The 19,945-nt window shown below is 62.1% G+C and carries 20 protein-coding genes and 1 tRNA gene; 12 read left to right on the forward strand and 9 right to left on the reverse strand.

From position 1 onward, the window contains the following. Positions 1-95 precede the first annotated feature (95 nt). From petA to BLQ92_RS34255, 5 genes are all read left to right on the forward strand, one after another. Positions 96-716, forward strand: coding sequence for a ubiquinol-cytochrome c reductase iron-sulfur subunit (petA, locus tag BLQ92_RS34235; RefSeq protein ID WP_090693635.1), 621 nt, complete (start codon positions 96-98; stop codon positions 714-716). Further along, positions 717-2,096 (forward strand): cytochrome b, encoded by a 1,380-nt coding sequence (locus tag BLQ92_RS34240; RefSeq protein WP_090693639.1) that lies wholly within the window; start codon positions 717-719, stop codon positions 2,094-2,096. It abuts the gene before it with no gap. A gap of 23 nt (positions 2,097-2,119) precedes the next feature. Further along, the gene (locus BLQ92_RS34245; RefSeq protein WP_090693644.1) at positions 2,120-2,887 is read left to right on the forward strand and encodes a cytochrome c1; all 768 of its coding nucleotides are present in this window, start codon (positions 2,120-2,122) and stop codon (positions 2,885-2,887) included. Between the two features lie 94 nt (positions 2,888-2,981). After that, positions 2,982-3,593 carry a glutathione S-transferase N-terminal domain-containing protein gene (locus BLQ92_RS34250; protein ID WP_006052302.1) on the forward strand — a complete coding sequence of 204 codons (612 nt, stop codon included), beginning with the start codon at positions 2,982-2,984 and terminating at the stop codon, positions 3,591-3,593. 87 nt (positions 3,594-3,680) lie between these two features. Continuing rightward, entirely contained in the window at positions 3,681-4,193 is a 513-nt protein-coding gene (locus BLQ92_RS34255) for a ClpXP protease specificity-enhancing factor (RefSeq protein WP_090693647.1), read from the forward strand. Between the two features lie 153 nt (positions 4,194-4,346). On the opposite strand, the gene BLQ92_RS34260 is transcribed toward BLQ92_RS34255, so the two are convergent. Next, positions 4,347-4,422 (reverse strand) — tRNA-Thr (locus BLQ92_RS34260). Positions 4,423-4,550: 128 nt separating this feature from the next. Here BLQ92_RS34260 and BLQ92_RS34265 point away from each other — a divergent pair. After that, a complete protein-coding gene (locus BLQ92_RS34265) occupies positions 4,551-5,699 on the forward strand; it encodes a methyltransferase (RefSeq protein WP_090693651.1) in 1,149 nt (382 codons plus the stop codon). Positions 5,700-5,733: 34 nt separating this feature from the next. On the opposite strand, the gene BLQ92_RS34270 is transcribed toward BLQ92_RS34265, so the two are convergent. Further along, positions 5,734-7,053 (reverse strand): TIGR03862 family flavoprotein, encoded by a 1,320-nt coding sequence (locus BLQ92_RS34270; RefSeq protein WP_090693655.1) that lies wholly within the window; start codon positions 7,051-7,053, stop codon positions 5,734-5,736. A 361-nt stretch (positions 7,054-7,414) separates the two neighbouring features. Between BLQ92_RS34270 and BLQ92_RS34275 the strand changes: the two genes are divergently transcribed. Continuing rightward, complete coding sequence (locus BLQ92_RS34275) at positions 7,415-7,624, forward strand: DUF1059 domain-containing protein (RefSeq protein ID WP_090693660.1); 210 nt, start codon at positions 7,415-7,417, stop codon at positions 7,622-7,624. 78 nt (positions 7,625-7,702) lie between these two features. On the opposite strand, the gene BLQ92_RS34280 is transcribed toward BLQ92_RS34275, so the two are convergent. Continuing rightward, positions 7,703-8,023, reverse strand: a complete 321-nt coding sequence (locus BLQ92_RS34280; RefSeq protein WP_090693664.1) for a type II toxin-antitoxin system HicA family toxin — start codon at positions 8,021-8,023, stop codon at positions 7,703-7,705. A 391-nt stretch (positions 8,024-8,414) separates the two neighbouring features. Between BLQ92_RS34280 and BLQ92_RS34285 the strand changes: the two genes are divergently transcribed. Beyond that, on the forward strand, positions 8,415-9,245 hold the full coding sequence (locus BLQ92_RS34285) for a class I SAM-dependent methyltransferase (protein WP_090693668.1): 831 nt from the start codon (positions 8,415-8,417) through the stop codon (positions 9,243-9,245). A 41-nt stretch (positions 9,246-9,286) separates the two neighbouring features. Here BLQ92_RS34285 and BLQ92_RS34290 read toward each other — a convergent pair whose 3' ends face one another. After that, complete coding sequence (locus tag BLQ92_RS34290; protein WP_090693672.1) at positions 9,287-9,853, reverse strand: DUF1415 domain-containing protein; 567 nt, start codon at positions 9,851-9,853, stop codon at positions 9,287-9,289. Positions 9,854-9,980: 127 nt separating this feature from the next. Beyond that, the gene (locus tag BLQ92_RS34295; RefSeq protein ID WP_090693677.1) at positions 9,981-10,625 is read right to left on the reverse strand and encodes a TetR/AcrR family transcriptional regulator; all 645 of its coding nucleotides are present in this window, start codon (positions 10,623-10,625) and stop codon (positions 9,981-9,983) included. Between the two features lie 154 nt (positions 10,626-10,779). On the opposite strand from BLQ92_RS34295, the gene BLQ92_RS34300 reads away from it, so the two are divergent. Next, a complete protein-coding gene (locus BLQ92_RS34300) occupies positions 10,780-12,063 on the forward strand; it encodes an MFS transporter (protein ID WP_090693680.1) in 1,284 nt (427 codons plus the stop codon). Positions 12,064-12,170: 107 nt separating this feature from the next. After that, a complete protein-coding gene (locus BLQ92_RS34305) occupies positions 12,171-12,770 on the forward strand; it encodes a nitroreductase family protein (RefSeq protein ID WP_090693685.1) in 600 nt (199 codons plus the stop codon). Positions 12,771-12,921: 151 nt separating this feature from the next. Here BLQ92_RS34305 and BLQ92_RS34310 read toward each other — a convergent pair whose 3' ends face one another. Both BLQ92_RS34310 and BLQ92_RS34315 read right to left on the reverse strand, forming a co-directional pair. Then, the gene (locus tag BLQ92_RS34310; RefSeq protein WP_090693688.1) at positions 12,922-13,239 is read right to left on the reverse strand and encodes an H-NS family nucleoid-associated regulatory protein; all 318 of its coding nucleotides are present in this window, start codon (positions 13,237-13,239) and stop codon (positions 12,922-12,924) included. Positions 13,240-13,449: 210 nt separating this feature from the next. Then, positions 13,450-14,922 carry an MFS transporter gene (locus tag BLQ92_RS34315; protein ID WP_090693692.1) on the reverse strand — a complete coding sequence of 491 codons (1,473 nt, stop codon included), beginning with the start codon at positions 14,920-14,922 and terminating at the stop codon, positions 13,450-13,452. A 218-nt stretch (positions 14,923-15,140) separates the two neighbouring features. Between BLQ92_RS34315 and BLQ92_RS34320 the strand changes: the two genes are divergently transcribed. Then, complete coding sequence (locus tag BLQ92_RS34320) at positions 15,141-16,391, forward strand: Hsp70 family protein (protein ID WP_090693696.1); 1,251 nt, start codon at positions 15,141-15,143, stop codon at positions 16,389-16,391. 168 nt (positions 16,392-16,559) lie between these two features. Here BLQ92_RS34320 and BLQ92_RS34325 read toward each other — a convergent pair whose 3' ends face one another. Further along, entirely contained in the window at positions 16,560-16,763 is a 204-nt protein-coding gene (locus BLQ92_RS34325; RefSeq protein ID WP_007180251.1) for a cold-shock protein, read from the reverse strand. A 582-nt stretch (positions 16,764-17,345) separates the two neighbouring features. On the opposite strand from BLQ92_RS34325, the gene BLQ92_RS34330 reads away from it, so the two are divergent. Further along, a complete protein-coding gene (locus BLQ92_RS34330; protein WP_090693700.1) occupies positions 17,346-18,941 on the forward strand; it encodes an APC family permease in 1,596 nt (531 codons plus the stop codon). Between the two features lie 140 nt (positions 18,942-19,081). Here the strand turns inward: BLQ92_RS34330 and BLQ92_RS34335 are convergent, their stop codons facing one another. Continuing rightward, positions 19,082-19,867: a DODA-type extradiol aromatic ring-opening family dioxygenase gene (locus BLQ92_RS34335; RefSeq protein ID WP_090693704.1), complete on the reverse strand. Its 786-nt coding sequence runs from the start codon at positions 19,865-19,867 to the stop codon at positions 19,082-19,084. Between the last annotated feature and the right edge of the window lie 78 nt (positions 19,868-19,945).

A 19,945-nucleotide genomic window follows, 5' to 3' on the forward strand; every position in this document is an offset into this window, starting at 1 on the left:
GCATTCGGGCCTTGTAAATGGCGACTCCATTCGAGCAAACTAGCGTCGGTAGAAGCGACGTGAAGGAAAAATCCAACTCAGAAGTGGGGCGTGTGATGCGAGACAAAGAAGATGAGCTCGTCGACGGCGGCCGGCGTACGTGGCTGATAGCGACGACCGTAGCAGGTGGCATTGGAGGCGTTGCCACTGTCGTACCCTTTGTTAGTTCGTTTGCACCATCTGAAAAAGCCAAGGCAGCCGGCGCGCCGGTCGAGGCCGATATCAGCAATCTGAAGCCCGGCGACATGATGACTGTTGCCTGGCGTGGCAAGCCGGTCTGGATCCTCAACCGCACCGACCGGATGCTCGCCGACGTCCAGAAAGCCGATAACGAAGTAGCCGATCCCCATACCGAGCATCCCTTCTCGATGCCGTTGCCGGATTACTGCAACAACGAATTCCGCTCACGGCCCGATCACAAGAACCTGTTGGTTACCGTTGCCGTGTGCACCCATCTGGGCTGCACACCGACGCCGCGCTTCCAGGAAGGCCCGCAGCCGAATCTGCCGGACGACTGGCCCGGCGGCTTCCTGTGCCCCTGTCACGGCTCCACCTATGATCTCGCCGGGCGCGTCTTCAAGAACAAACCGGCACCGCAGAACCTGGATATCCCTCGCTACATGTTCACGTCGGCTACCCAGCTCGTGATCGGCAAGGACGAGAAAGGAGAAGCGTAAATGGCGATCGATCACGAAGTGGAGACGACCGGGCTGGTCGGCTGGATCGACCGCCGCTTTCCGATGACGGCGACGTGGAAAAAGCACGTTTCCGAGTACTACGCGCCGAAAAACTTCAACTTCTGGTATTTCTTCGGCTCGCTGGCGTTGCTGGTGCTGGTCAATCAGATCGTGACCGGCATCTTCCTCACCATGAACTACAAGCCCGATTCGACGCTCGCGTTCGCCTCGGTCGAGTACATCATGCGCGAGGTGCCATGGGGCTGGCTGATCCGCTATATGCACTCGACGGGCGCGTCGATGTTCTTCGTGGTGGTCTATCTGCATATGTTCCGCGGACTGCTATACGGGTCATACCGCAAGCCGCGCGAACTGGTGTGGGTGTTTGGCTGCGCGATCTTCCTGTGCCTGATGGCCGAGGCGTTCTTTGGCTACCTGCTGCCGTGGGGCCAGATGTCGTTCTGGGGCGCCCAGGTGATCGTGAACCTGTTCTCGGCGATTCCCTTCATCGGGCCGGACCTGTCGCTGTGGATTCGCGGTGACTACGTGGTGTCGGACGTCACGCTGAACCGCTTTTTCGCGTTCCACGTGATTGCGATTCCGCTGGTGCTGATCGGCCTGGTGGTGGCGCACATCGTGGCGCTGCACGAAGTGGGTTCGAACAACCCGGATGGCATCGAGATCAAGGCGAAGAAGGACGCGAACGGCATTCCGCTCGACGGCATCCCGTTCCACCCGTACTACTCCGTGCATGACTTCATGGGCGTCAGCGTGTTCTTGCTGATCTTCGCGGCGATCATCTTCTTCGCACCGGAGATGGGCGGCTACTTCCTGGAGTCGAACAACTTCATCCCGGCCAATCCGCTGCAGACGCCGCCGGAAATCGCGCCGGTGTGGTACTTCACGGCGTTCTATGCGATGCTGCGCGCCACCACCGACCCGTTCAAGATCGTCCTGATGATCGTGATCGCGCTGCTCGGGCTGTTCGCGCTGGTACGGGCGCGCGGCAAGTGGAAGGTGGGGCTGCCGGTGCTGGCCGTGCTGGTGCTGCTGGCGATGTTCTTCACCGAATCGAAGTTCTGGGGCGTGGTGGTGATGGGCAGCGCGGTGGTTTCGCTGTTCTTCCTGCCGTGGCTGGACCGCTCGCCGGTGAAGTCGATCCGCTACCGGCCGTTTTTCCACAAGGTGTTTTACGGCATCTTCGTGCTGGCTTTTCTGACGCTGGCGTTCCTCGGAACCAAGCCGCCGTCGCCCGCCGCGACCCTGATCGCGCAGATTTGTGCGCTGGTCTACTTCGCGTTTTTCCTTGGCATGCCGTTCTGGACGCCGCTTGGCAAGTTCAAGCAGCCACCCGAGCGGGTGCACTTCAAGCCTCACTAATCGCAGGCCAAGGAGACACGAAGATGAGAAAAATGCTTTCGAGGCTCGCGGTGATCGGGGCCGCATCGCTGACGCTTGCCTTGGCGTTGCTGGCCGCGCCGGCTTACGCGGACGACAATTTCCCGCTCGACCGCGCGCCCGATAACGCGGACAATTTTGCTTCTTTGCAGCACGGCGCCAAATTGTTTGTAAACTACTGCCTGAATTGCCACAGTGCGAACCTGATGCGCTACAGCGCATTGACCAGTTTGGGTATTTCGCCGCAGGAAATTCAGGTAAATCTGCTTTTTACGACCGATAAAATCGGCAACACGATGTCGGTGGCAATGAAGCCCGACGACGCGAAAGCGTGGTTCGGCACTGCGCCGCCGGATTTGTCGGTGGAAGCACGGGCGCGCGGCCGCGACTGGCTGTACACGTATCTGCGCAGTTTCTATCGCGACGATACGCGGCCAACCGGCTGGAACAATCTGGTGTATGAAAACGTGAGCATGCCTCACGTGTTGTGGCAGCTTCAGGGAGAACGTAGCGCGAAGTTCGAAGACGATGTCGACGAAAGGACCGGGGAAAAAGTCCATAAATTCGTCGGTTTCCAGCAGATCACGCCGGGGACCTTGTCGCCGGTGGATTATGATTCGGATGTGGCCGACCTCGTGTCGTACCTGTCCTGGATGTCCGAACCGACTCAGCAAACCCGTCACCGGCTTGGCGTGTGGGTGCTGCTGTTCCTCGGCATCCTGAGCTTTTTCGCCTGGCGATTGAACGCTGCGTACTGGAAAGATATCAAATAATCACGCCATAACTGGCGTGGGGCCGGCGCAAGGAAAGACCTGCTGGACGGTTTTTCCGCGTGCTGGCCCTTCAGCTTTTTGAGGAAACGTAAACATGATGGTTCTGTATTCCGGCACAACTTGCCCGTTCTCCCAGCGTTGCCGGCTGGTGCTGTTCGAAAAGGGCATGGACTTCGAGATCCGCGACGTCGACCTGTTCAACAAACCGGAAGACATCGCTGTGATGAATCCGTATGGTCAGGTGCCGATTCTCGTCGAACGGGATCTGATTCTGTACGAATCGAACATCATCAACGAGTACATCGACGAACGCTTCCCGCATCCGCAACTGATGCCGGCCGACCCGGTGCAACGCGCCCGCGCGCGCCTGTTCCTGCTCAACTTCGAGAAGGAACTGTTCGTGCACGTCGGCACGCTCGAAAACGAGAAGGGCAAGGCGGCCGAGAAGAATCACGAGAAAGCGCGCCTCGCGATCCGCGATCGCCTGACGCAACTCGCGCCGATCTTCCTGAAGAACAAGTACATGCTCGGCGAAGAGTTCTCGATGCTCGACGTGGCGATCGCGCCGCTCCTGTGGCGTCTGGATCACTACGGCATCGAACTGTCGAAGAACGCCGCGCCGCTGATGAAGTATGCCGAGCGGATTTTCAGCCGCCCGGCCTATATCGAAGCGCTGACGCCGTCGGAAAAGGTGATGCGTCGTTGAGTTTGGCTTGAGGGTGAGGGCGTCGGGCGCGGCTCGTGAGTGTTTGCGCGCCGCTGCGCGGCGTCTTGCCCAGTAAGAGGACTGTTGATGCAAGAGATTTCCACGAAGCCTTACCTGCTGCGCGCGCTGTACGAGTGGTGCACGGATAACGGTTATACGCCGCACATCGCGGTACGGGTCGACAATCAGACGCGGGTGCCTCGCCAGTTCGTGCGGGACAACGAAATCGTGTTGAACATCAGTTTCGAGGCGACCAGCCAGTTACAGATGGGCAACGAGTGGGTCGAGTTCAGCGCACGGTTTTCGGGCAAGTCGCACAAGATCGAAGTGCCGGTCGCCAATGTACTGGCGATCTACGCGCGTGAGAATGGCCAGGGGATGGCGTTCCCGGTCGAATCGGCGGGCGGCGAGGCGACGGATTCCGGGGCGGATGCCGTGGATGAACCGGTCGCGCCGGTGAAGGCCGGCGGCACTGGGCCGAGGGCGGTTGAGGCTGAGCCTGTTGCCGCCGCGAAGGCTGAGGATGCGGATGAGACGCCGCCTCCGGATGACGATGGGTCGAAGGGCGGCGGTCGCGGGCACTTGAAGGTCGTCAAGTGACTTGAGGCTGCAAGCTAACGCCAGTGGGATGAAGCGGGTTACGCGATGGTTGCGTAGCCCGTTTTTTATTTCCGTGCGCGCCTAAGCTTTGGCTTTTGGTCCGATGCAAAAAGAAAACGGGCTACGCAAACATCACGTAGCCCGTCGTATTTCTGGTGCCCCCTGTCTGATTCGAACAGACCACCTCATGATTACAAGTCAAGTGCTCTACCAAATGAGCTAAGGGGGCGAAAGCAGCGCGCTATTATAAGCCAAGAAGAACCATACTGCTACTAGCTGCCCGCACCTGGGCGGCCCCATCAGTTACCATGTACGTCTATTCGATATCCCTGTCATATCGAATCCCCACCTCGCTCAATGACCCAACACCCTACGCAACACCCCACTCAGGCGCCGACCATTACCTGGCCCGAGGCCGACGGCCCGCGCACCGCGCGCTGGCGCTCCGAAGCGGCGGTGCCGCCGCCCAAGCGAGTGATCGTGGCCGATGACCGCACCACGGCCGATACCGCCTATCGCCTCGCCTGTGAAGGCACGGCGCTCTTGTGGCAGGGCGACTTCCAGAACGCCCGCCAGCTGTTGCAGGCAGTGACGCGCCGCGTCGAACGCAAGCCGCGCAAGCAGGCCGAGACGCTGATCGATGCCTTCAATTTCCATCGCCAGGCGCAGTCGCAGCGTGCCCGTACGCTGGGTATGATCCTGATCCCGCTCGACGCTGCCTACGCAATCCCGTTGCGCCGCGCGCCGGAAGTGGCAGAGGCTTGCGCGGAGACGTACGGTCCGCCGTCCGACGAGGTGTCGGTGGTGTCGTTGCGCGAACTGCTTGGTCTGATCGGCGCTCATGAGTGGCGCAAGAAGGGCGTGGAGATTCCCGTGCTCGGCGAGCGCATTCACCCGCACTACGGCGTGTTCTCGCCAGTGCGCGGCGAGTATGTCGATCTGGTCGCGCGCACGCCGCTGCCGTCGCTGAACAAGGCCTTCGATATCGGCACCGGCACGGGCGTGCTCGCTGCCTTGCTGGCCAAACGCGGCGTGAAGAAAATCGTCGCGTCCGACCAGGATCCGCGTGCGCTGGCTTGTGCGCGCGAGAATCTCGAGCGTCTCGGCTTCGCCCAGCAGGTTGATGTCGTCGAGGCCGATCTGTTCCCGGAAGGCCGCGCGCCGCTCGTGGTCTGTAACCCGCCGTGGGTGCCGGCGCGGCCGGCGTCGCCGATCGAATACGCCATCTACGACAACGACAGCCGCATGCTGCTCGGCTTCCTGAACGGGCTCGCGGAGCATCTGTCGCCGGGTGGCGAAGGCTGGTTGATCCTGTCGGATTTCGCTGAGCATCTGGGTTTGCGCACCCGTCAGTTTCTGCTCGACGCGATTGAGAAGGCCGGGCTTACGGTGGTCGGTCGCGAAGATATTCGTCCGCGCCATCCGAAGTCGTCGGATGAAACCGATCCGCTGCATGCCGCGCGCGTCGCTGAAGTGACGTCGTTGTGGCGCCTGAAGGCGCGCTGAGGGCCTCCATGATGGTCTGACGGCGAACGGGCGCTCAGCGTCCGGCAGTTTCGGCTAGCCAGGCCAGCGCCCCGCGCCCGGCGACCAGCCCGCTCGCAAAGCACGCGGTTAGCAGATACCCTCCGGTCGGCGCTTCCCAATCGAGCATTTCGCCAGCGCAGAACACGCCAGGCAGATGCTCGATCATCAGGCTCGCATCAAGCGTCTCGAAGGGAACGCCGCCTGCGCTACTGATCGCTTCTTCAATTGGCCGCGTGCGCAGGAGTTTCAAAGGCAGCGCCTTGATCGTTTGTGCGAGCAGCGTCGCATCGGCAAACGCCGCTTTCGAGAGCGCTTCGTGCAGCAACCCGAGCTTCACCCCACCAAGGCTGATGCGGCTTTGCAGATGGCTCGACATCGAGCGTGAGCCGCGGGGCCGGGTGACTTCGTCCAGCACGCGTTGCACCGTGAGCCCGGGCGCCAGGTCGAGCGTGATCGTGGCCTCGCCGTCTGCCAGGATCCGCTCGCGAATCGGCGCCGACAGCGCATACACCAGACTTCCCTCGATACCCGATTCGGTGACGACAAACTCACCTTGCCGGTGCTGCACGCCGCCGTCTTTAGCGGTCAAGGCGATTGCCACCGGCTTCACCGGTTGTCCGGCGAAGCGCTCGCGGAAATAGTCGCTCCAGTTCGCGTCGAACCCGCAGTTCGCCGGGACGAGCGGCGCAACCGGCACGTCGCGCTCGCTCATCAACGGCACCCATGCTGCGTCTGACCCGAGGCGCGGCCAGCTTCCACCACCCAGCGCGAACACCACGGCGTCGGCGTGCACCTGCTGCTCGCCATTGGGCGTCATGAAACGCAGTGCCTGCTGCGCGGGGTGTCGAGCGGCGCCTTCGTCCTTTTGGTCCCCTCCGTTCGCGGCGTTCGTCGCATCCCCGCCGTCCCAGCCCACCCATCTGTGCCGCATGTGAAAGCGCACGCCGGCTTCCTTCAGCCGATGCAGCCAGGCACGCAGCATCGGCGCCGCTTTCATGTCGGTGGGGAACACACGGCCTGAACTGCCGACGAAGGTCTCGACGCCCAAGTCCTGCAGCCACGCTCGCAACGCATCCGGGCCGAACGCGTCGAGCAGCGGCGCAATCTGCTCGCACCGCGCGCCGTAGCGGCCGAGGAACGGCTCAAGTGGTTCCGAATGCGTGATGTTCATGCCGCCTTTGCCGGCCATCAGAAATTTGCGTCCGACCGACGGCATGGCGTCGTAGACGTCGACGCGCAAGCCGTGCCGGGCGGCCAGCGCCTCGGCGGCCATCAGGCCGGCGGGGCCGCCGCCGATTACGGCGACGCAAGCGGAATCAGGCAGGGTGGGCATGCGGTGTATTCGAGTGAGGGCGTGAGCGGGAGAACAGCGGCGTTCGCGGCCAGATTGCCACGGCCGGCGGCGCAAAGCCCGCTATTTTCACACCGCACGGCGCTGTGCGGCAAACCCGGATGGTCTGCTGGGTGTGGCGTGCGGTCCGGTGCGGGTCACACCTGCACTTATCAGCCGCAATCGCGCTATGCAATCCACATGCGCGACCTATACTTTTCGAATCCCTTCCAATGGACGTGTCCTAGCGTCCTTTCGCCGCGCACATTCCTCCGGACCCTCATGCACACCCGTCGATCGGCACCATGTTCGACGCTGGCGGTTTGCGCGCTTTCATTGTTGCCATTGATCTGAGGAGACTGTCATGACTCGCAAGTACATCGACTGCCGAGAGTTCCCGAGCGAAATGGGTTGCTCGGTTGCGCTGTCAGCCGACTCCGAAGGCGAGCTGCTCGAGGCGGCTGTGCAGCACGCCGTTACGGTTCACAAACACGCGGACTCTCCGGAACTGCGTTCACAGTTGAAGACGCTGTTCCGCGATGGGACGCCGCCGGTCGAAGCGCCGCACGCGTGACGCACCGGTAGTATCGGTACGCCGTGCGGCCGTGGCGGAAGCGACGTGACCACGCGTCGCTTCCTGAGCGCTAGAGCGTCAGCCCGGATACTCCTCGTCGACCTTGAGCCCGGCGAGCTTGAAGATCACGCGCAGCGTTTGCGGCTTGATATCGCGCCGCGAGGCGAGCGTGGTCATCACGAAGTCGAGTACCTTCGCATACTTGAGCATCGTGAGACAGGTCTCGAGGTCGATGCTGCCGTCGCGCATCAGCTCGGCAAGGCGCAGCATCTCGACGGAGATGTCGCGCGCCATTTCCAGCTCGAGTTGCTGTTTTTCGGTCCACGCGGGCGTGGCCATCAGCTTGGTCAACAGTTCCTGAAACTTCTGTTCGGCGTTGCCGTTGGGTATCGTATCCATTGCCGCCTCATGTTCTTCTGAGCGCGCTTCCAGTTAAGATCGCGGCGCACTGCAGGTTACGTAACGTTCGGACCCGTGTTCCGGTCCGACCTCCCCACACGCTTGCGGTTGGCCTGATCGACCTGGTAGCCGGCAGTGTGTCTTTGTTCTCCATGCGGCCTGCCACAGGGGCTCGGGCTGCATGCCTCGCTTGCTGCGCGTGTCTCGTCCCGTTTTGCTTCGCTTCGCGCACTAATTTCAGAGCAGGAAGCGTTCCAGGAAAGCGCGATTCGCGCGTCGTCGGCGGCAATGAATCGGTACTTGTGCCGCGCTTTGGGTAAACTGGCAGCAACTTTTCTCTTTTTCCGTCGCCTGTCGCACGTTCGCCGTGCAATCGATGGCGGTCCGTACGATGTCCAGCAAAACTCACGAAATTCGCCCCAATCAATCGGTCGAACTGCTGAAGGAACTCCATATCCTCACGCGCGACGGCAAGATGAATCAGGACAGCCGCCGCAAGCTGAAGCAGGTCTATCACCTGTTCCAGTTCATCGAGCCGTTGCTGAAAGATCTGAAAGAAAGCCAAGGCGACCTGACTCTTGTCGACCACGGCGCCGGCAAGTCTTATCTTGGTTTTATCCTGTATGACCTGTTTTTCAAGGAGCAGCAGGATAAATCGCACATCTACGGTATCGAGACGCGCGAAGAGCTCGTGACGAGTTCGGAGGCGCTGGCGGCGCGGCTGGGCTTCAAGGGGATGTCGTTTCTGAATCTGTCGGTGGCGGAGTCGATTTCGTCAGACCGTTTGCCGGCGAAGATCGATATCGTCACCGCGCTGCACGCGTGCAATACCGCGACCGACGACGCGATTCGCTTCGCCCTGCAAAAGCATGCGAAGTACATCGTGGTGGTGCCGTGCTGTCAGGCCGAGGTGGCCGGGGTGCTGCGCCAGAACAAGAGCAAGTCGCTTGGCAATGCGTTGACGGAGATCTGGCGCCACCCGCTGCACACGCGGGAATTCGGCAGCCAGATCACCAACGTGCTGCGCTGTCTGCAGCTCGAGGCGCACGGCTATCAGGTGAGCGTGACAGAACTGGTGGGCTGGGAGCATTCGATGAAGAACGAACTCATCATTGCCCAATACAAGGATCTGCCGCGCCGCCGTCCGGCGGAACGGCTCAATGAGGTGATGGAGACGCTCGGGATTGCTGAGTTGCGCGAGCGCTTCTTTGTGGAGGCTTGAGGGTTTGTGTCAGGTGGAATGACGAAAGTCGCCACCGTGCATCATTCTTCGGTTGGCGCGCTCATCCACTTCTGCCAGCCGGCTAACCCCAGCCGGCGCAGCGTTTCCTGATTGCGCTCGTAGATATCCTCGGCGTCGGGAAACGCCTCCACCGCGCGCTCGATGCTCGCCTCGCGCAGTAAATGCAGGATCGGATACGGGGCGCGATTCGTGTAGTTCTCGATGTCGTCCGCCTCGCTGCCTTCGAACCGGTACTGCGGATGAAAGCTCGCGATCTGCAATTCGCCTTCAAGACGCAATTGCGCGAGCATGCGGTCTGCGAAAAACAGACAGTCGTTGTATTCGAGGAAGTCGGCGAGCGCGTGCGGCAGGATCAGCAGTGTGGTGTCGATCTCGGCCGGGTCGGCCTGCTCGAGCGTTTTCAATTCCGTCTCGAGATCCATCAGCACGCCTTCCAGATCGGTCGCCTCGCTGATCGCGTAGCGGATCTGCCCCTTCACGTGCACGGCCTTGGCGAACGGGCAGAGGTTCAGGCCGATGACCGCACGGGTCAGCCAGTGGCGGGTCGACGAGAGGATAGTGGCGTGGGAATCGGTGGACGGCGGCATGGCAGGGCAAGGGACCGAAAGCGCCATTTTACGGGCGCCGGTGTGACCCGCGGTTGATGTTCACACGCTTCTCTGACCAGAAAGCGGCGCGGTGCTGGTCCGGCGCCGCTGCGGCCATGAAGGGCGCTTAGGCGCCGGCCGCGGTCTTCGCGCAGGCTGCAGCAATCAATTGCGCGGCTACCCGCGGTGCGGCCAGAATTGGGCCGCAACCTGGACCGCAGGTCTGGCTCGCGGCGTACACGCCTTCGATCAACAACCCGAGCGCGTTGGCCAAGGCGACCGGATCATCGGCGCCGGCCTGCGTGGCGAGCGCCGTGATTCGCTCGATCAGGCGAGCCTTGTTGCCGAACACAAACTGCCGTGCCGCATGCGAGGCATCGGGAAACTCCACCGCGACATTCACAAACGGACAACCGCGATAGTCCTTGGCCGAGGCGCGCTCGGCCAGATCCTCGAAGTACTGCAAAAGCTGTTTGGCGGGCTCGCCAGGGTGCTTTGCGAAGCTCTTTTCGACGTAGCCGAAAAATTGCGTGTCCTTGCGCTCCAGATACGCCAGTACGAGGTCGTCTTTCGACGAAAACTGCCGGTACAGGCTCATCTTGTTGACGCCCGCCCGCTCGACGACGGCGTCCACTCCCACGGCCCGCACGCCTTCGCGGTAGAACAGTTCGCCCGCGGCCTGCAGCAGATGCTCCTGGGCTTGTGGCCCGGCGGTCTGCGTGCGGCTGCGGCGGCCGGGTGCGGCCGGCTTGGCTGTGTCGCTTTGTGACATGGTGGTCCCACGTTCGATTGTCGATGCTTGACATGTTACCGGTCAGTCACTAACATCGCAACACCATTGTGACAGATCTGTCACAAGTCCTTTACCAAACGCGTAACAAACCGAAGCAGCGCCGTCTGACGGACGGGCGCCGACTGGAGATCCAATGAACTGGGCAGCGAGAATAATCGGCGGTCGTTTCCACTACGGCTGGCTGACCGTAGCGGTGGTGTTCCTGGTATTGCTGGCAGCGGCGGGCACGCGCGCTACGCCGAGCGTGATGATGGTGCCGCTTGAACATCAGTTCGGCTGGAGCCGGGCGACGATCTCGCTTGCCATCTCGGTGAATATCGCGCTCTACGGCCTGATGGGGCCGTTTGCCGCGGCGGCGATGCAGCGCTTCGGGGTGCGCCCGACCGTGCTGATCGCACTCGGCACGATGGCGGGCGGTGTGGCGCTGTCGTCGCTGATGACGCACCCGTGGCAGATGATCCTGATCTGGGGCGTCATGGTGGGGGGCTCGACCGGGGTGGCGGCGCTGTCGCTGTCGGCGACGGTGGTGAATCGCTGGTTCACCACGCATCGTGGCCTGGTGATGGGCATTCTCACCGCCAGTTCGGCGACCGGCCAGCTCGTATTCCTGCCGTTGCTAGCGGCGATTGCCGAGCATCATGGCTGGCGCCCGGTGGTCTGGGTCGTGGCGGGTGCGGCGGCGATCGTTCTGCCACTGGTGGCGTTCCTGCTGCCCGAGCGTCCTGCCGATCTGACGCTGCGTCCGTACGGCGAACCCTCCGACTCGCCGCTCCACCGCGCGGTCACGAAGCAGAATCCTCTGGCCATCGCATTCGGCACGCTGGCCATGGCCAGCAAGACACGCGATTTCTGGCTGCTGTTTTTTAGCTTCTTTATTTGCGGCGCGAGCACCAACGGCTATGTCGGCACGCACCTGATCGCCATGTGCGGTGACTACGGCATGAGCGAAGTGCAGGGCGCGTCGTTGCTGGCCGCCATGGGCATCTTCGACCTGTTCGGCACGACCTTGTCGGGCTGGCTGTCGGACCGCTTCAATAGCCGCGTATTGCTGTTCTGGTACTACGGGCTGCGAGGCCTCTCGTTGATGTACTTGCCGCATGCGTTCGGCATCGACTTCTTCGGGCTGCCGCTGTTCGCGGTGTTCTACGGGCTCGACTGGATCGCCACCGTGCCGCCCACCGTGCGTCTCGCCACTGATGTCTACGGCAAGGAAGCCGCGCCGGTCGTATTCGGCTGGGTGGTCGCCGGGCACCAGCTCGGCGCGGCTTTCGCGGCATTGGGGGCGGGCATGCTGCGCGCGAGCCTCGGCACCTATACGGTGGCGTCGATGATCTCGGGCGGCTTGTGCCTCGTCGCTTCGGTGATCGTGCTGCGTATCAACCGCGGCGAGCGGACGGTCGCGCCGCAGACGGTCTAGGCGAATGTGTTTATGCGTCTCTTTCGCAGCGCGCGCGGCGAAGCCCGGTTATGCTATGTGCCCCGGGCAGCCGCCCGCCGATCATGAATTTCGACTGAGAGAAGCGCATGACCAACAAACCCGCCCCAACCGCAGTTCCCATTCACGAACTGATTGCAGGCCGCTGGAGCCCGCGCGCGTATTCGAGCGAGCCGGTCAGCCGCGAACACCTGCATGCGGTTCTTGAAGCGGCCCGCTGGGCGCCTTCGTCGTACAACGGCCAGCCGTGGCGTTTTGTCGTGTTCGATCGCAGCAGCGACGAGATTTCGTTCAAGCGCGCTTTCGCTACGCTTGTGCCGTTCAATCAGGGCTGGAATGCGCCGGCGCCGGTGTTGATCGCCGTCACCACGCACACGCTCACCAGCAAGGGTGAAGTGAACCGCTGTGCGTCTTACGATGCAGGTGCGGCCGCGATGGCGCTGGTGTTGCAGGCCCACGCGCTGGGGCTCGCTGCGCACCAGATGAGCGGCGTGGATATCAATGCATTCCGCAAAGCGTTTGCGATTCCCGACGACGTCGAAGTGATCGCCATGATTTCGATTGGCCACTATGGCGAGGTCGACAAGCTCGACCCGGTGCTGCGCGAGCGCGAGAAGTCGGTGCGCACGCGTTTGCCGCTCGGCGAGATCGCCTTCAGCGGTGCGTGGAAGAAGCCGTTCTTGGGATAGGCGGGCGACTGATCCGCTGGCGCATCGGCCAGCGGCCTCGCCGGCTGGATAACAACGCGCGGTCCGCGAAGGCCGCGCGTTTTTTATTGCGCTTGACCCGTGCCGCCGTCCGAATCCGCTACGCCGTTCGCGGCAACCATGAGGCGCGGGACTAGCGGCCCTCTCTACTGTCTTGCGATTCGAGATTCACCCGATATAGCTCACGCTCCCTGCCGGCCAGCCAGCGCGGCGGTCGGCCCCGTCCCGCCCACGTGGCGCCGCTGACCGGGTCCTGGTACAGCACCTCTCCTTCCAGCAGTCGAGCCCGCCGGGCCGCGCGCCGCGGCAATATTTCATGTGAGGCAATGTGGTGTTCGCTCATGAGGCGGCGAATCTGTGCGATTGCGGCCCGTCGCTCGGCGGCGCGTGCGGCGGCGATATCGGCTTCGAGCTGGGCGCGCTGGTCTAGCAGTTGCTGGTAAGACATCATAGCGGTACGGGTTGATCGGTTTGGGAACGGTCTCAGATTAGGATCAACAGTATCTGCAATCGCGCAAGGCGTGTACCCGCGAAAATCGCAATGCTGTGTCCTTGACGGCAGGACAGTGCAGGCCCTGCACGCAATCAAAAGCGATAAGGATGACTGATGTTCACGCGACCGGACCTTCACCAGCGGGTGCAGATCACCGCCGCCTCGAGTTCACTCGTCCTGTGCCAGCGCCGAGAGGGGCGCGGCGACGCTTTCGAGCGATTTTCGCTCCGCGTCGACGCCCCAGATCGCGGCAACTAACGCCGCTCCGACCATCAGTGCCGAGCCGACCAGATAGCCGGTGAACACCTCGCTGCGCTGATGCGTGTCGATCAGACGACCGAAAAACGCCGGTCCAGCGATGCCGCCGAGCGCCGTGCCGAACGCGTAGAACACGGCGATCGCCAGCGCGCGGATTTCCAGCGGGAACGATTCGCTTACCGTCAGATACGCAGAGCTGGCAGCCGCCGAAGCGAAGAAGAAAATCACCATCCACGCAATGGTCTGGGTGGTGACGTCGAGTAGATTCTGTTCGAACAGATAGCCGCTGATGGTGAGCAAAATGCCGGATAGGGCGTACGTGGCGGCAATCATCCGGCGTCGGCCGACTACGTCGAACAGACGCCCCAGCAGTAGTGGCCCAAGAAAATTTCCCAACGCGAACGGCAGCAGATACCAGCCGATATGATCGCCCGGTACGTGATAGAAATCGGTGAGTACCAGCGCGTAGGTGAAGAAGATCGCGTTGTAGAAGAACGCCTGCGCGGTCATCAGCGACAGGCCCACCATTGCGCGGCGCCGGTGCAAGATGAAGATCGCGTGGAACACTTCACCAAGCGGCGTGTGGTCACGGGTACGCAGACGCAGGCGCCGCAATGAATCATCCGTTAAACGATGGCCGGTGTCGCGAAACCGCGCTTCGATCCGTTCGACGATGGTAGTCGCCTCGTGTGCGCCGCCGTGCGTCAGGAGCCAGCGCGGACTTTCAGGCACCCAGGCGCGCATCGGCAGGATCGCTAGCGCGAGCACCGCGCCGATGAAGAAGCACGCCCGCCAGCCCCAGTCGGCGGGCAGCAGGTGCGGATCGAGCAGCACCAGCGAGCCGGCTGCGCCGATCCCGGCACCGACCCAGAACGTGCCGTTGATACCAAGATCGGTCCAGCCGCGCACGCGCGCCGGGGTGAATTCCTGGATCGTGGAATTGATCGCCGTATACTCGCCGCCGATGCCTGCACCAGTCAGGAAGCGGAACAATAGAAAGCTCGCCAGATTCCAAGACAGCGCGGTGGCCGCAGTGGCTGCCAGATAGAGCGTCAGCGTGATGAAGAAAAGCTTGCGGCGGCCTAGCCGGTCGGTGAGCCAGCCGAAGCCGAGCGCGCCGAGCACCGCTCCGGCGATGTAGGCGCTGCCGGTCAGGCCGACCTCGGTATTGCTGAAGTGCAGCGTCGGGCTCGCTTTCAGCGCGCTGGCGACGGCGCCCGCCAGCGTCACCTCTAGGCCGTCGAGGAGCCAGGTCACGCCGAGTGCGACGACGATCAGCGAATGAAACCGTCCCCACGGCAGGCGGTCGAGCCGCGTAGGCAGATCGGTTTCGATCACGGTACGCGGTTTTTCCTGTACTGCTGTGGTGGCGGGCTCGGACATTGCGGCAAGTCTCCTTATGTGGGGAAATTTGAATGGCGTATCCTGTGCGGATGAGCAATTTCCGTTCCCCCAAGTCAGCGCAGGTTTTCTCGTTTCTTTCGGATCGCCTGGCATCAGGCGATCCGTTGCCGGAACTTCAGTTGATACCCGCCGCGCTTTCGTGATACAAAGCCGGTCCACTTTCTGTCCGCGCCAGCCGTGAGCGGCGATTTATTGCCATGACCTATTGCGCGATTGACTTTGGCACATCGAACTCTGCCGTCGCCGTGCCCGACGGCGCGGCGCTGCGGCTTGCGCCGGTCGAAGGTGCCTACACGACGCTGCCCACCGCAGTCTTTTTCAACACCGACGAAAACACCCGCGACTACGGCCGTGCGGCGCTCGAGGCGTATATCGACGGCTTTGATGGCCGTCTGATGCGCTCGATGAAGAGCATTCTCGGCTCACCGCTGGCGGAAAATTCGACCGACCTCGGCGACGGCTCGGCGATCAAGTACACCGACGTGATCGCGATTTTCGTCGATCACCTGAAGCGCTCGGCCGAAGCGAGCGCCGGCGGCCCGATCAGCCGCGCGGTGCTGGGCCGCCCGGTGTTCTTTGTGGACGATGATCCGCGCGCCGACCAGCTTGCGCAACAGCAGCTGGAAGCCGCGGCGCGTTCCGTGGGCTTGCGCGAGATTCACTTCCAGTACGAACCGATCGCCGCGGCGTTCGACTACGAGTCGCATCTGAGCGAAGAAGGGCTCGTGCTGGTGGCCGACATTGGCGGCGGTACGTCGGACTTCTCACTGGTGCGGGTCGGGCCGGAGCGGATGAAGCGGGTCGAACGCAAGGACGACGTGCTCGCGCACCACGGCGTGCACGTCGCCGGTACGGACTTCGACCGCCGCGTGGAACTCGCGACGATCCTGCGCGAGCTGGGCTACCAGGCGCTGGATCCGGAAGGGCGCGAGATTCCGAACCGGGTCTATTTCGACCTCGCTACCTGGCACTTGATCAATACCGTCTACGGCCCCAAGCGGGTCAGCGAACTGGCGCTAATGCGGCACCTGTTTACCAACGTGAAGCACCACGACCGCCTGATGCGGGTCGTTGACCGGCGCCTGGGGCATGCGCTGGCCGCGCACGCGGAAGAGGCGAAGATCGGTGTCGCGGCAGGCGGCGAGACGGTGATCGATCTGGAGCTGGTGGAAGAGCACTTGCGCCTCGCCTTCGACGAAGCCCAACTGATCAAGGCCGGGCACGATGAGACCCTGCGCATCGTGCAGGCGGCGCGGGATACGGTGCAGGCTGCCGGCGTAGCGCCCCGCGACGTGGGCGCGATTTACTTCACCGGCGGCTCAACCGGGCTCGCGTTTCTGTCCGGCGCCTTGTCGGCGGCGTTTCCGGACGCGCGGCCTGTATTCGGCGATCGTCTCGCCAGCGTGGCCACCGGTCTTGGCATTCACGCGCGGCGTCTGTTCGGCTAAACAACCAGGCGGCTGACGGCGTATCTATCTGCGTGCGGGTGTTTGTGCTCGCCCGCGGATGGTTGCCGGACCGCGCTTGCCGCCAACCCATCCACCGGCATTTTCATCAGACGTAAAAAAACCCCGCCTTGGCGGGGTTTTTCTTTGCGTCCAGAAGGAAGCGTGCGCTTACACCGGCTTGATGTTAGCTGCTTGCTTGCCCTTCGGGCCCGTCTTCACTTCAAACGTAACCTTTTGGTTTTCTTGCAGCGTCTTGAAGCCTTCCGTGCGGATTTCCGAGAAATGCGCGAACAGATCTTCACCGCCGCCGTCGGGAGTGATGAAGCCAAAGCCCTTTGCGTCATTGAACCACTTGACGGTACCGGTTTCCATATTACTTGTTCCTAAAGATGGTAAATAAGGCCGAAGCCCGTTGGGTGCATGAAAATCAAGGAAGGGGGTAATGGGACCAACCGGAGTACCGTTGATGGGCGAACTACGAAAGACCAATTCACTCGCCGCTTGAAATCCTGCCCGAACGTTATACGGCGATTTCGAGAGAAGGTCAACTGTCTCAGCAAATCTTTACAAGCTTTTTGGGGTCAGGCGAAGTAGGAGCCTACAAAACTTGCGGACCCTTTAATTTCTTGCTAGGGATAACCCTAGCTTCACTGCATTCTTTCGGTGCAACCGTTAAACTACGCGCCGCGCTAGGGTTGCACCTGATTCAGACTATAAGCCCTAGCCCATCATGGCCGTCACCCCGTCTCCTGCGTCATAAGCATTGCCGCGGTGCCGCCATGTTTTTGAGATGCAGCTTGCATGGGACCGGAGTAAGTGCTTTGCATGGGACCAGAGTAACGAGCTTTGCATGGGGACAGAGTAACGCGCTAAAGCGCGAACTCCGTCCGACAGCTGAAGCGCGAACTCTGCTCCACAACTAAAGCGCTAACTTCGGTCGACACAGGAGAAGACGTGAAAAGTTCTATTCAACGGAACATCGGCCCGTTCGCGCTGTTGCTGACCGGTCTCGGTTCGATCATCGGATCGGGCTGGCTGTTCGGTGCGTGGAAGGCAGCAAAAATTGCAGGTCCCGCAGCCATTTGCGCCTGGGTAATCGGCGCGGTGGTGATTCTGGCGATTGCGCTCACCTATGCGGAGCTCGGCGCGATGTTCCCTGAGTCGGGCGGCATGGTGCGCTACGCGCGCTATTCGCACGGCGCGCTGGTGGGCTTCATCAGCGCGTGGGCCAACTGGATCGCCATCGTCTCGGTGATTCCGATCGAAGCAGAAGCTTCGATTCAATACATGAGCACCTGGCCGTATCCATGGGCGCATGCCTTGTTCGTCAACGGGTCATTAACCACAAACGGGTTATTACTCTCGGCGGTCCTGGTCATTATCTATTTCATGCTCAACTACTGGGGCGTGAAGTTGTTCGCGCGCGCCAATACGACAATCACGGTCTTCAAGTTTCTGATTCCCGCTGCGACGATCGCTGGTCTGATGGCCACCGGTTTTCACCACGAGAACTTCGGCGAGGCGAGCACGTTCGCGCCGTATGGCTGGTCGGCGGTCTTCACGGCTGTGGCGACGAGCGGTATCGTGTTTGCGTTCAACGGCTTCCAGAGCCCGATCAACCTGGCTGGCGAAGCGCGTAACCCCGCGAAGAGCGTGCCGTTCGCGGTGATCGGCTCGATCCTGCTGGCGCTGGTGATCTACGTGCTGCTGCAGATCGCGTATATCGGCGCGGTGAACCCGGCTGACGTGATGAAGGGCTGGAGCCACTTCAGCTTTGCTTCGCCGTTCGCTGAACTGGCGCTCGCACTGAACCTGAACTGGCTGGCGTTCCTGCTGTACGTCGACGCGTTCGTTAGCCCGAGCGGCACGGGTACGACCTATATGGCGACCACGAGCCGCATGATCTACGCGATGGAACGCAACAACACGATGCCGAAGATGTTCGGCAACGTGCACCCGATCTACGGCGTGCCGCGTCAGGCGATGTGGTTCAACCTGCTGGTTTCGTTCATCTTCCTGTTCTTCTTCCGCGGCTGGAGCTCGCTTGCTGCGGTGATTTCGGTCGCGACCGTGATTTCGTACCTGACGGGCCCGATCAGCCTGATGGCGCTGCGCCGTGCGGCTACCGATCTGGAGCGTCCGTTGCACATTCCGGGCATGAAGATCATTGCGCCGTTCGCATTCGTTTGTGCGTCGATGGTGCTGTTCTGGGCGAAGTGGCCGCTGACCGGCGAGATCATCCTCCTGATGATCGTCGCGCTGCCGGTGTACTTCTACTTCCAGGCAAAGTCGGGCTTCAGCGGCTGGGGCCGCGACCTGAAGGCGGCATGGTGGCTGGTGGCCTACCTGCCGATTATGGCGATCCTCTCGCTGATCGGCAGCAAGCAGTTCGGTGGCCATGGCATCCTGCCGTACGGCTGGGACATGCTGACGGTGGCCGTCTTCTCGCTGGTTTTCTACTACTGGGGTGTGAATTCCGGTTATCGCAGCGAATACCTCGATGAACGTGATGTTCACGACGAAGTGCTCGAAGGAATGGGCGCGCACTAACCGGTCGCGCTGCTGAATCCTGACCCGGACGTTGCTGTTGTCGGTCCGGGACGTTAAAAGGCCCGCCTGAGTTGCTCAGGCGGGCCTTTTTGTTATGTGCGCGGGGCGGCTCTCCTGGGCGGGCCGCCTATTCGGCTCGTTTATGCGGTGCCGAATACGTAGTTCGTCATCGCCAGCGACTTCTGGTATGTCCCCAAGGACTGGATCGCCAGCGTGTAGTCGTCGTCCGCCGCGCCGAGCGCCGCGAACACCGGCAGCAGATGCTCGTCGGTCGGGTGCATCAGCACCGCGTGCGGCGCCTGACGGCGATAGTCGAGCAGCGCGTCGATATCGTGCGCCGCCAGCCTGGCTTCGAACCAGTCGGTGAATTCCGTGACGCGCGGGTCGGCGTCTTCCGGGCGCGCCGAAAAATCGGCGGCGCGCAGATTGTGGGTGATCTGGCCGGAGCCGATCACCATCACGCCGTCGTCTTTCAGCGCCCGCAGCGCGCGGCCCACGCGGAAGTGGTGGGCGGCGTCCTGATGCGGCTGGATCGACAACTGGGCGACCGGCACGTCGGCGTGCGGGAACATCAGCAGCATCGGCACCCACGCGCCGTGATCGAGTCCGTGCGGTTGGGTGTCGGCGAGCAGCCCGTGGTCGTTGAGCAGCACGGCGGCCCGTCGTGCGACATCCGGTGCACCTGGAGCGGGGTACTGGATCTCGTACAACTGGCGTGGAAAGCCGTAGAAATCGTGGATGGTCTCCGGGCGTTCAGCGGTGCTCGCGAGCGGCTCGGCAGTACCCCAGTGGGCCGACAACATCAGAATCGCTTCCGGACGCGGCAAGTGGGCCGCAAGCGCGCCGAATTCGGCGGACGGCATCGCAGGGTCGATCGGCAGCGTCGGGGCGCCGTGGGACAGGAAAAGCGACGGCAAACGGGTCATGGCAGCGAAGTGCGCAGCAAATGCGCCAGGTAGGTTGGGTTGCTACCAATATAAGGTCGTACTGCCGTTTGATAAACG

This window comes from Paraburkholderia phenazinium, from assembly GCF_900100735.1.
Classification (GTDB): domain Bacteria; phylum Pseudomonadota; class Gammaproteobacteria; order Burkholderiales; family Burkholderiaceae; genus Paraburkholderia; species Paraburkholderia phenazinia.

Bases quoted from the DNA above. Each gene is read 5' to 3' on its own strand.
- BLQ92_RS34300 (WP_090693680.1), top strand. From the start codon at position 10,780: ATGAACTGGGCAGCGAGAATAATCGGCGGTCGTTTCCACTACGGCTGG.
- BLQ92_RS34280 (WP_090693664.1), bottom strand. From the start codon at position 8,023: ATGGATACGATACCCAACGGCAACGCCGAACAGAAGTTTCAGGAACTG.
- BLQ92_RS34310 (WP_090693688.1), bottom strand. From the start codon at position 13,239: ATGATGTCTTACCAGCAACTGCTAGACCAGCGCGCCCAGCTCGAAGCC.
- BLQ92_RS34305 (WP_090693685.1), top strand. From the start codon at position 12,171: ATGACCAACAAACCCGCCCCAACCGCAGTTCCCATTCACGAACTGATT.
- BLQ92_RS34250 (WP_006052302.1), top strand. From the start codon at position 2,982: ATGATGGTTCTGTATTCCGGCACAACTTGCCCGTTCTCCCAGCGTTGC.
- BLQ92_RS34245 (WP_090693644.1), top strand. From the start codon at position 2,120: ATGAGAAAAATGCTTTCGAGGCTCGCGGTGATCGGGGCCGCATCGCTG.
- BLQ92_RS34295 (WP_090693677.1), bottom strand. From the start codon at position 10,625: ATGTCACAAAGCGACACAGCCAAGCCGGCCGCACCCGGCCGCCGCAGC.
- BLQ92_RS34275 (WP_090693660.1), top strand. From the start codon at position 7,415: ATGACTCGCAAGTACATCGACTGCCGAGAGTTCCCGAGCGAAATGGGT.
- BLQ92_RS34270 (WP_090693655.1), bottom strand. From the start codon at position 7,053: ATGCCCACCCTGCCTGATTCCGCTTGCGTCGCCGTAATCGGCGGCGGC.
- BLQ92_RS34240 (WP_090693639.1), top strand. From the start codon at position 717: ATGGCGATCGATCACGAAGTGGAGACGACCGGGCTGGTCGGCTGGATC.
- petA (WP_090693635.1), top strand. From the start codon at position 96: ATGCGAGACAAAGAAGATGAGCTCGTCGACGGCGGCCGGCGTACGTGG.
- BLQ92_RS34285 (WP_090693668.1), top strand. From the start codon at position 8,415: ATGTCCAGCAAAACTCACGAAATTCGCCCCAATCAATCGGTCGAACTG.
- BLQ92_RS34265 (WP_090693651.1), top strand. From the start codon at position 4,551: ATGACCCAACACCCTACGCAACACCCCACTCAGGCGCCGACCATTACC.
- BLQ92_RS34255 (WP_090693647.1), top strand. From the start codon at position 3,681: ATGCAAGAGATTTCCACGAAGCCTTACCTGCTGCGCGCGCTGTACGAG.
- BLQ92_RS34290 (WP_090693672.1), bottom strand. From the start codon at position 9,853: ATGCCGCCGTCCACCGATTCCCACGCCACTATCCTCTCGTCGACCCGC.
- BLQ92_RS34315 (WP_090693692.1), bottom strand. From the start codon at position 14,922: ATGTCCGAGCCCGCCACCACAGCAGTACAGGAAAAACCGCGTACCGTG.
- BLQ92_RS34325 (WP_007180251.1), bottom strand. From the start codon at position 16,763: ATGGAAACCGGTACCGTCAAGTGGTTCAATGACGCAAAGGGCTTTGGC.
- BLQ92_RS34320 (WP_090693696.1), top strand. From the start codon at position 15,141: ATGACCTATTGCGCGATTGACTTTGGCACATCGAACTCTGCCGTCGCC.
- BLQ92_RS34335 (WP_090693704.1), bottom strand. From the start codon at position 19,867: ATGACCCGTTTGCCGTCGCTTTTCCTGTCCCACGGCGCCCCGACGCTG.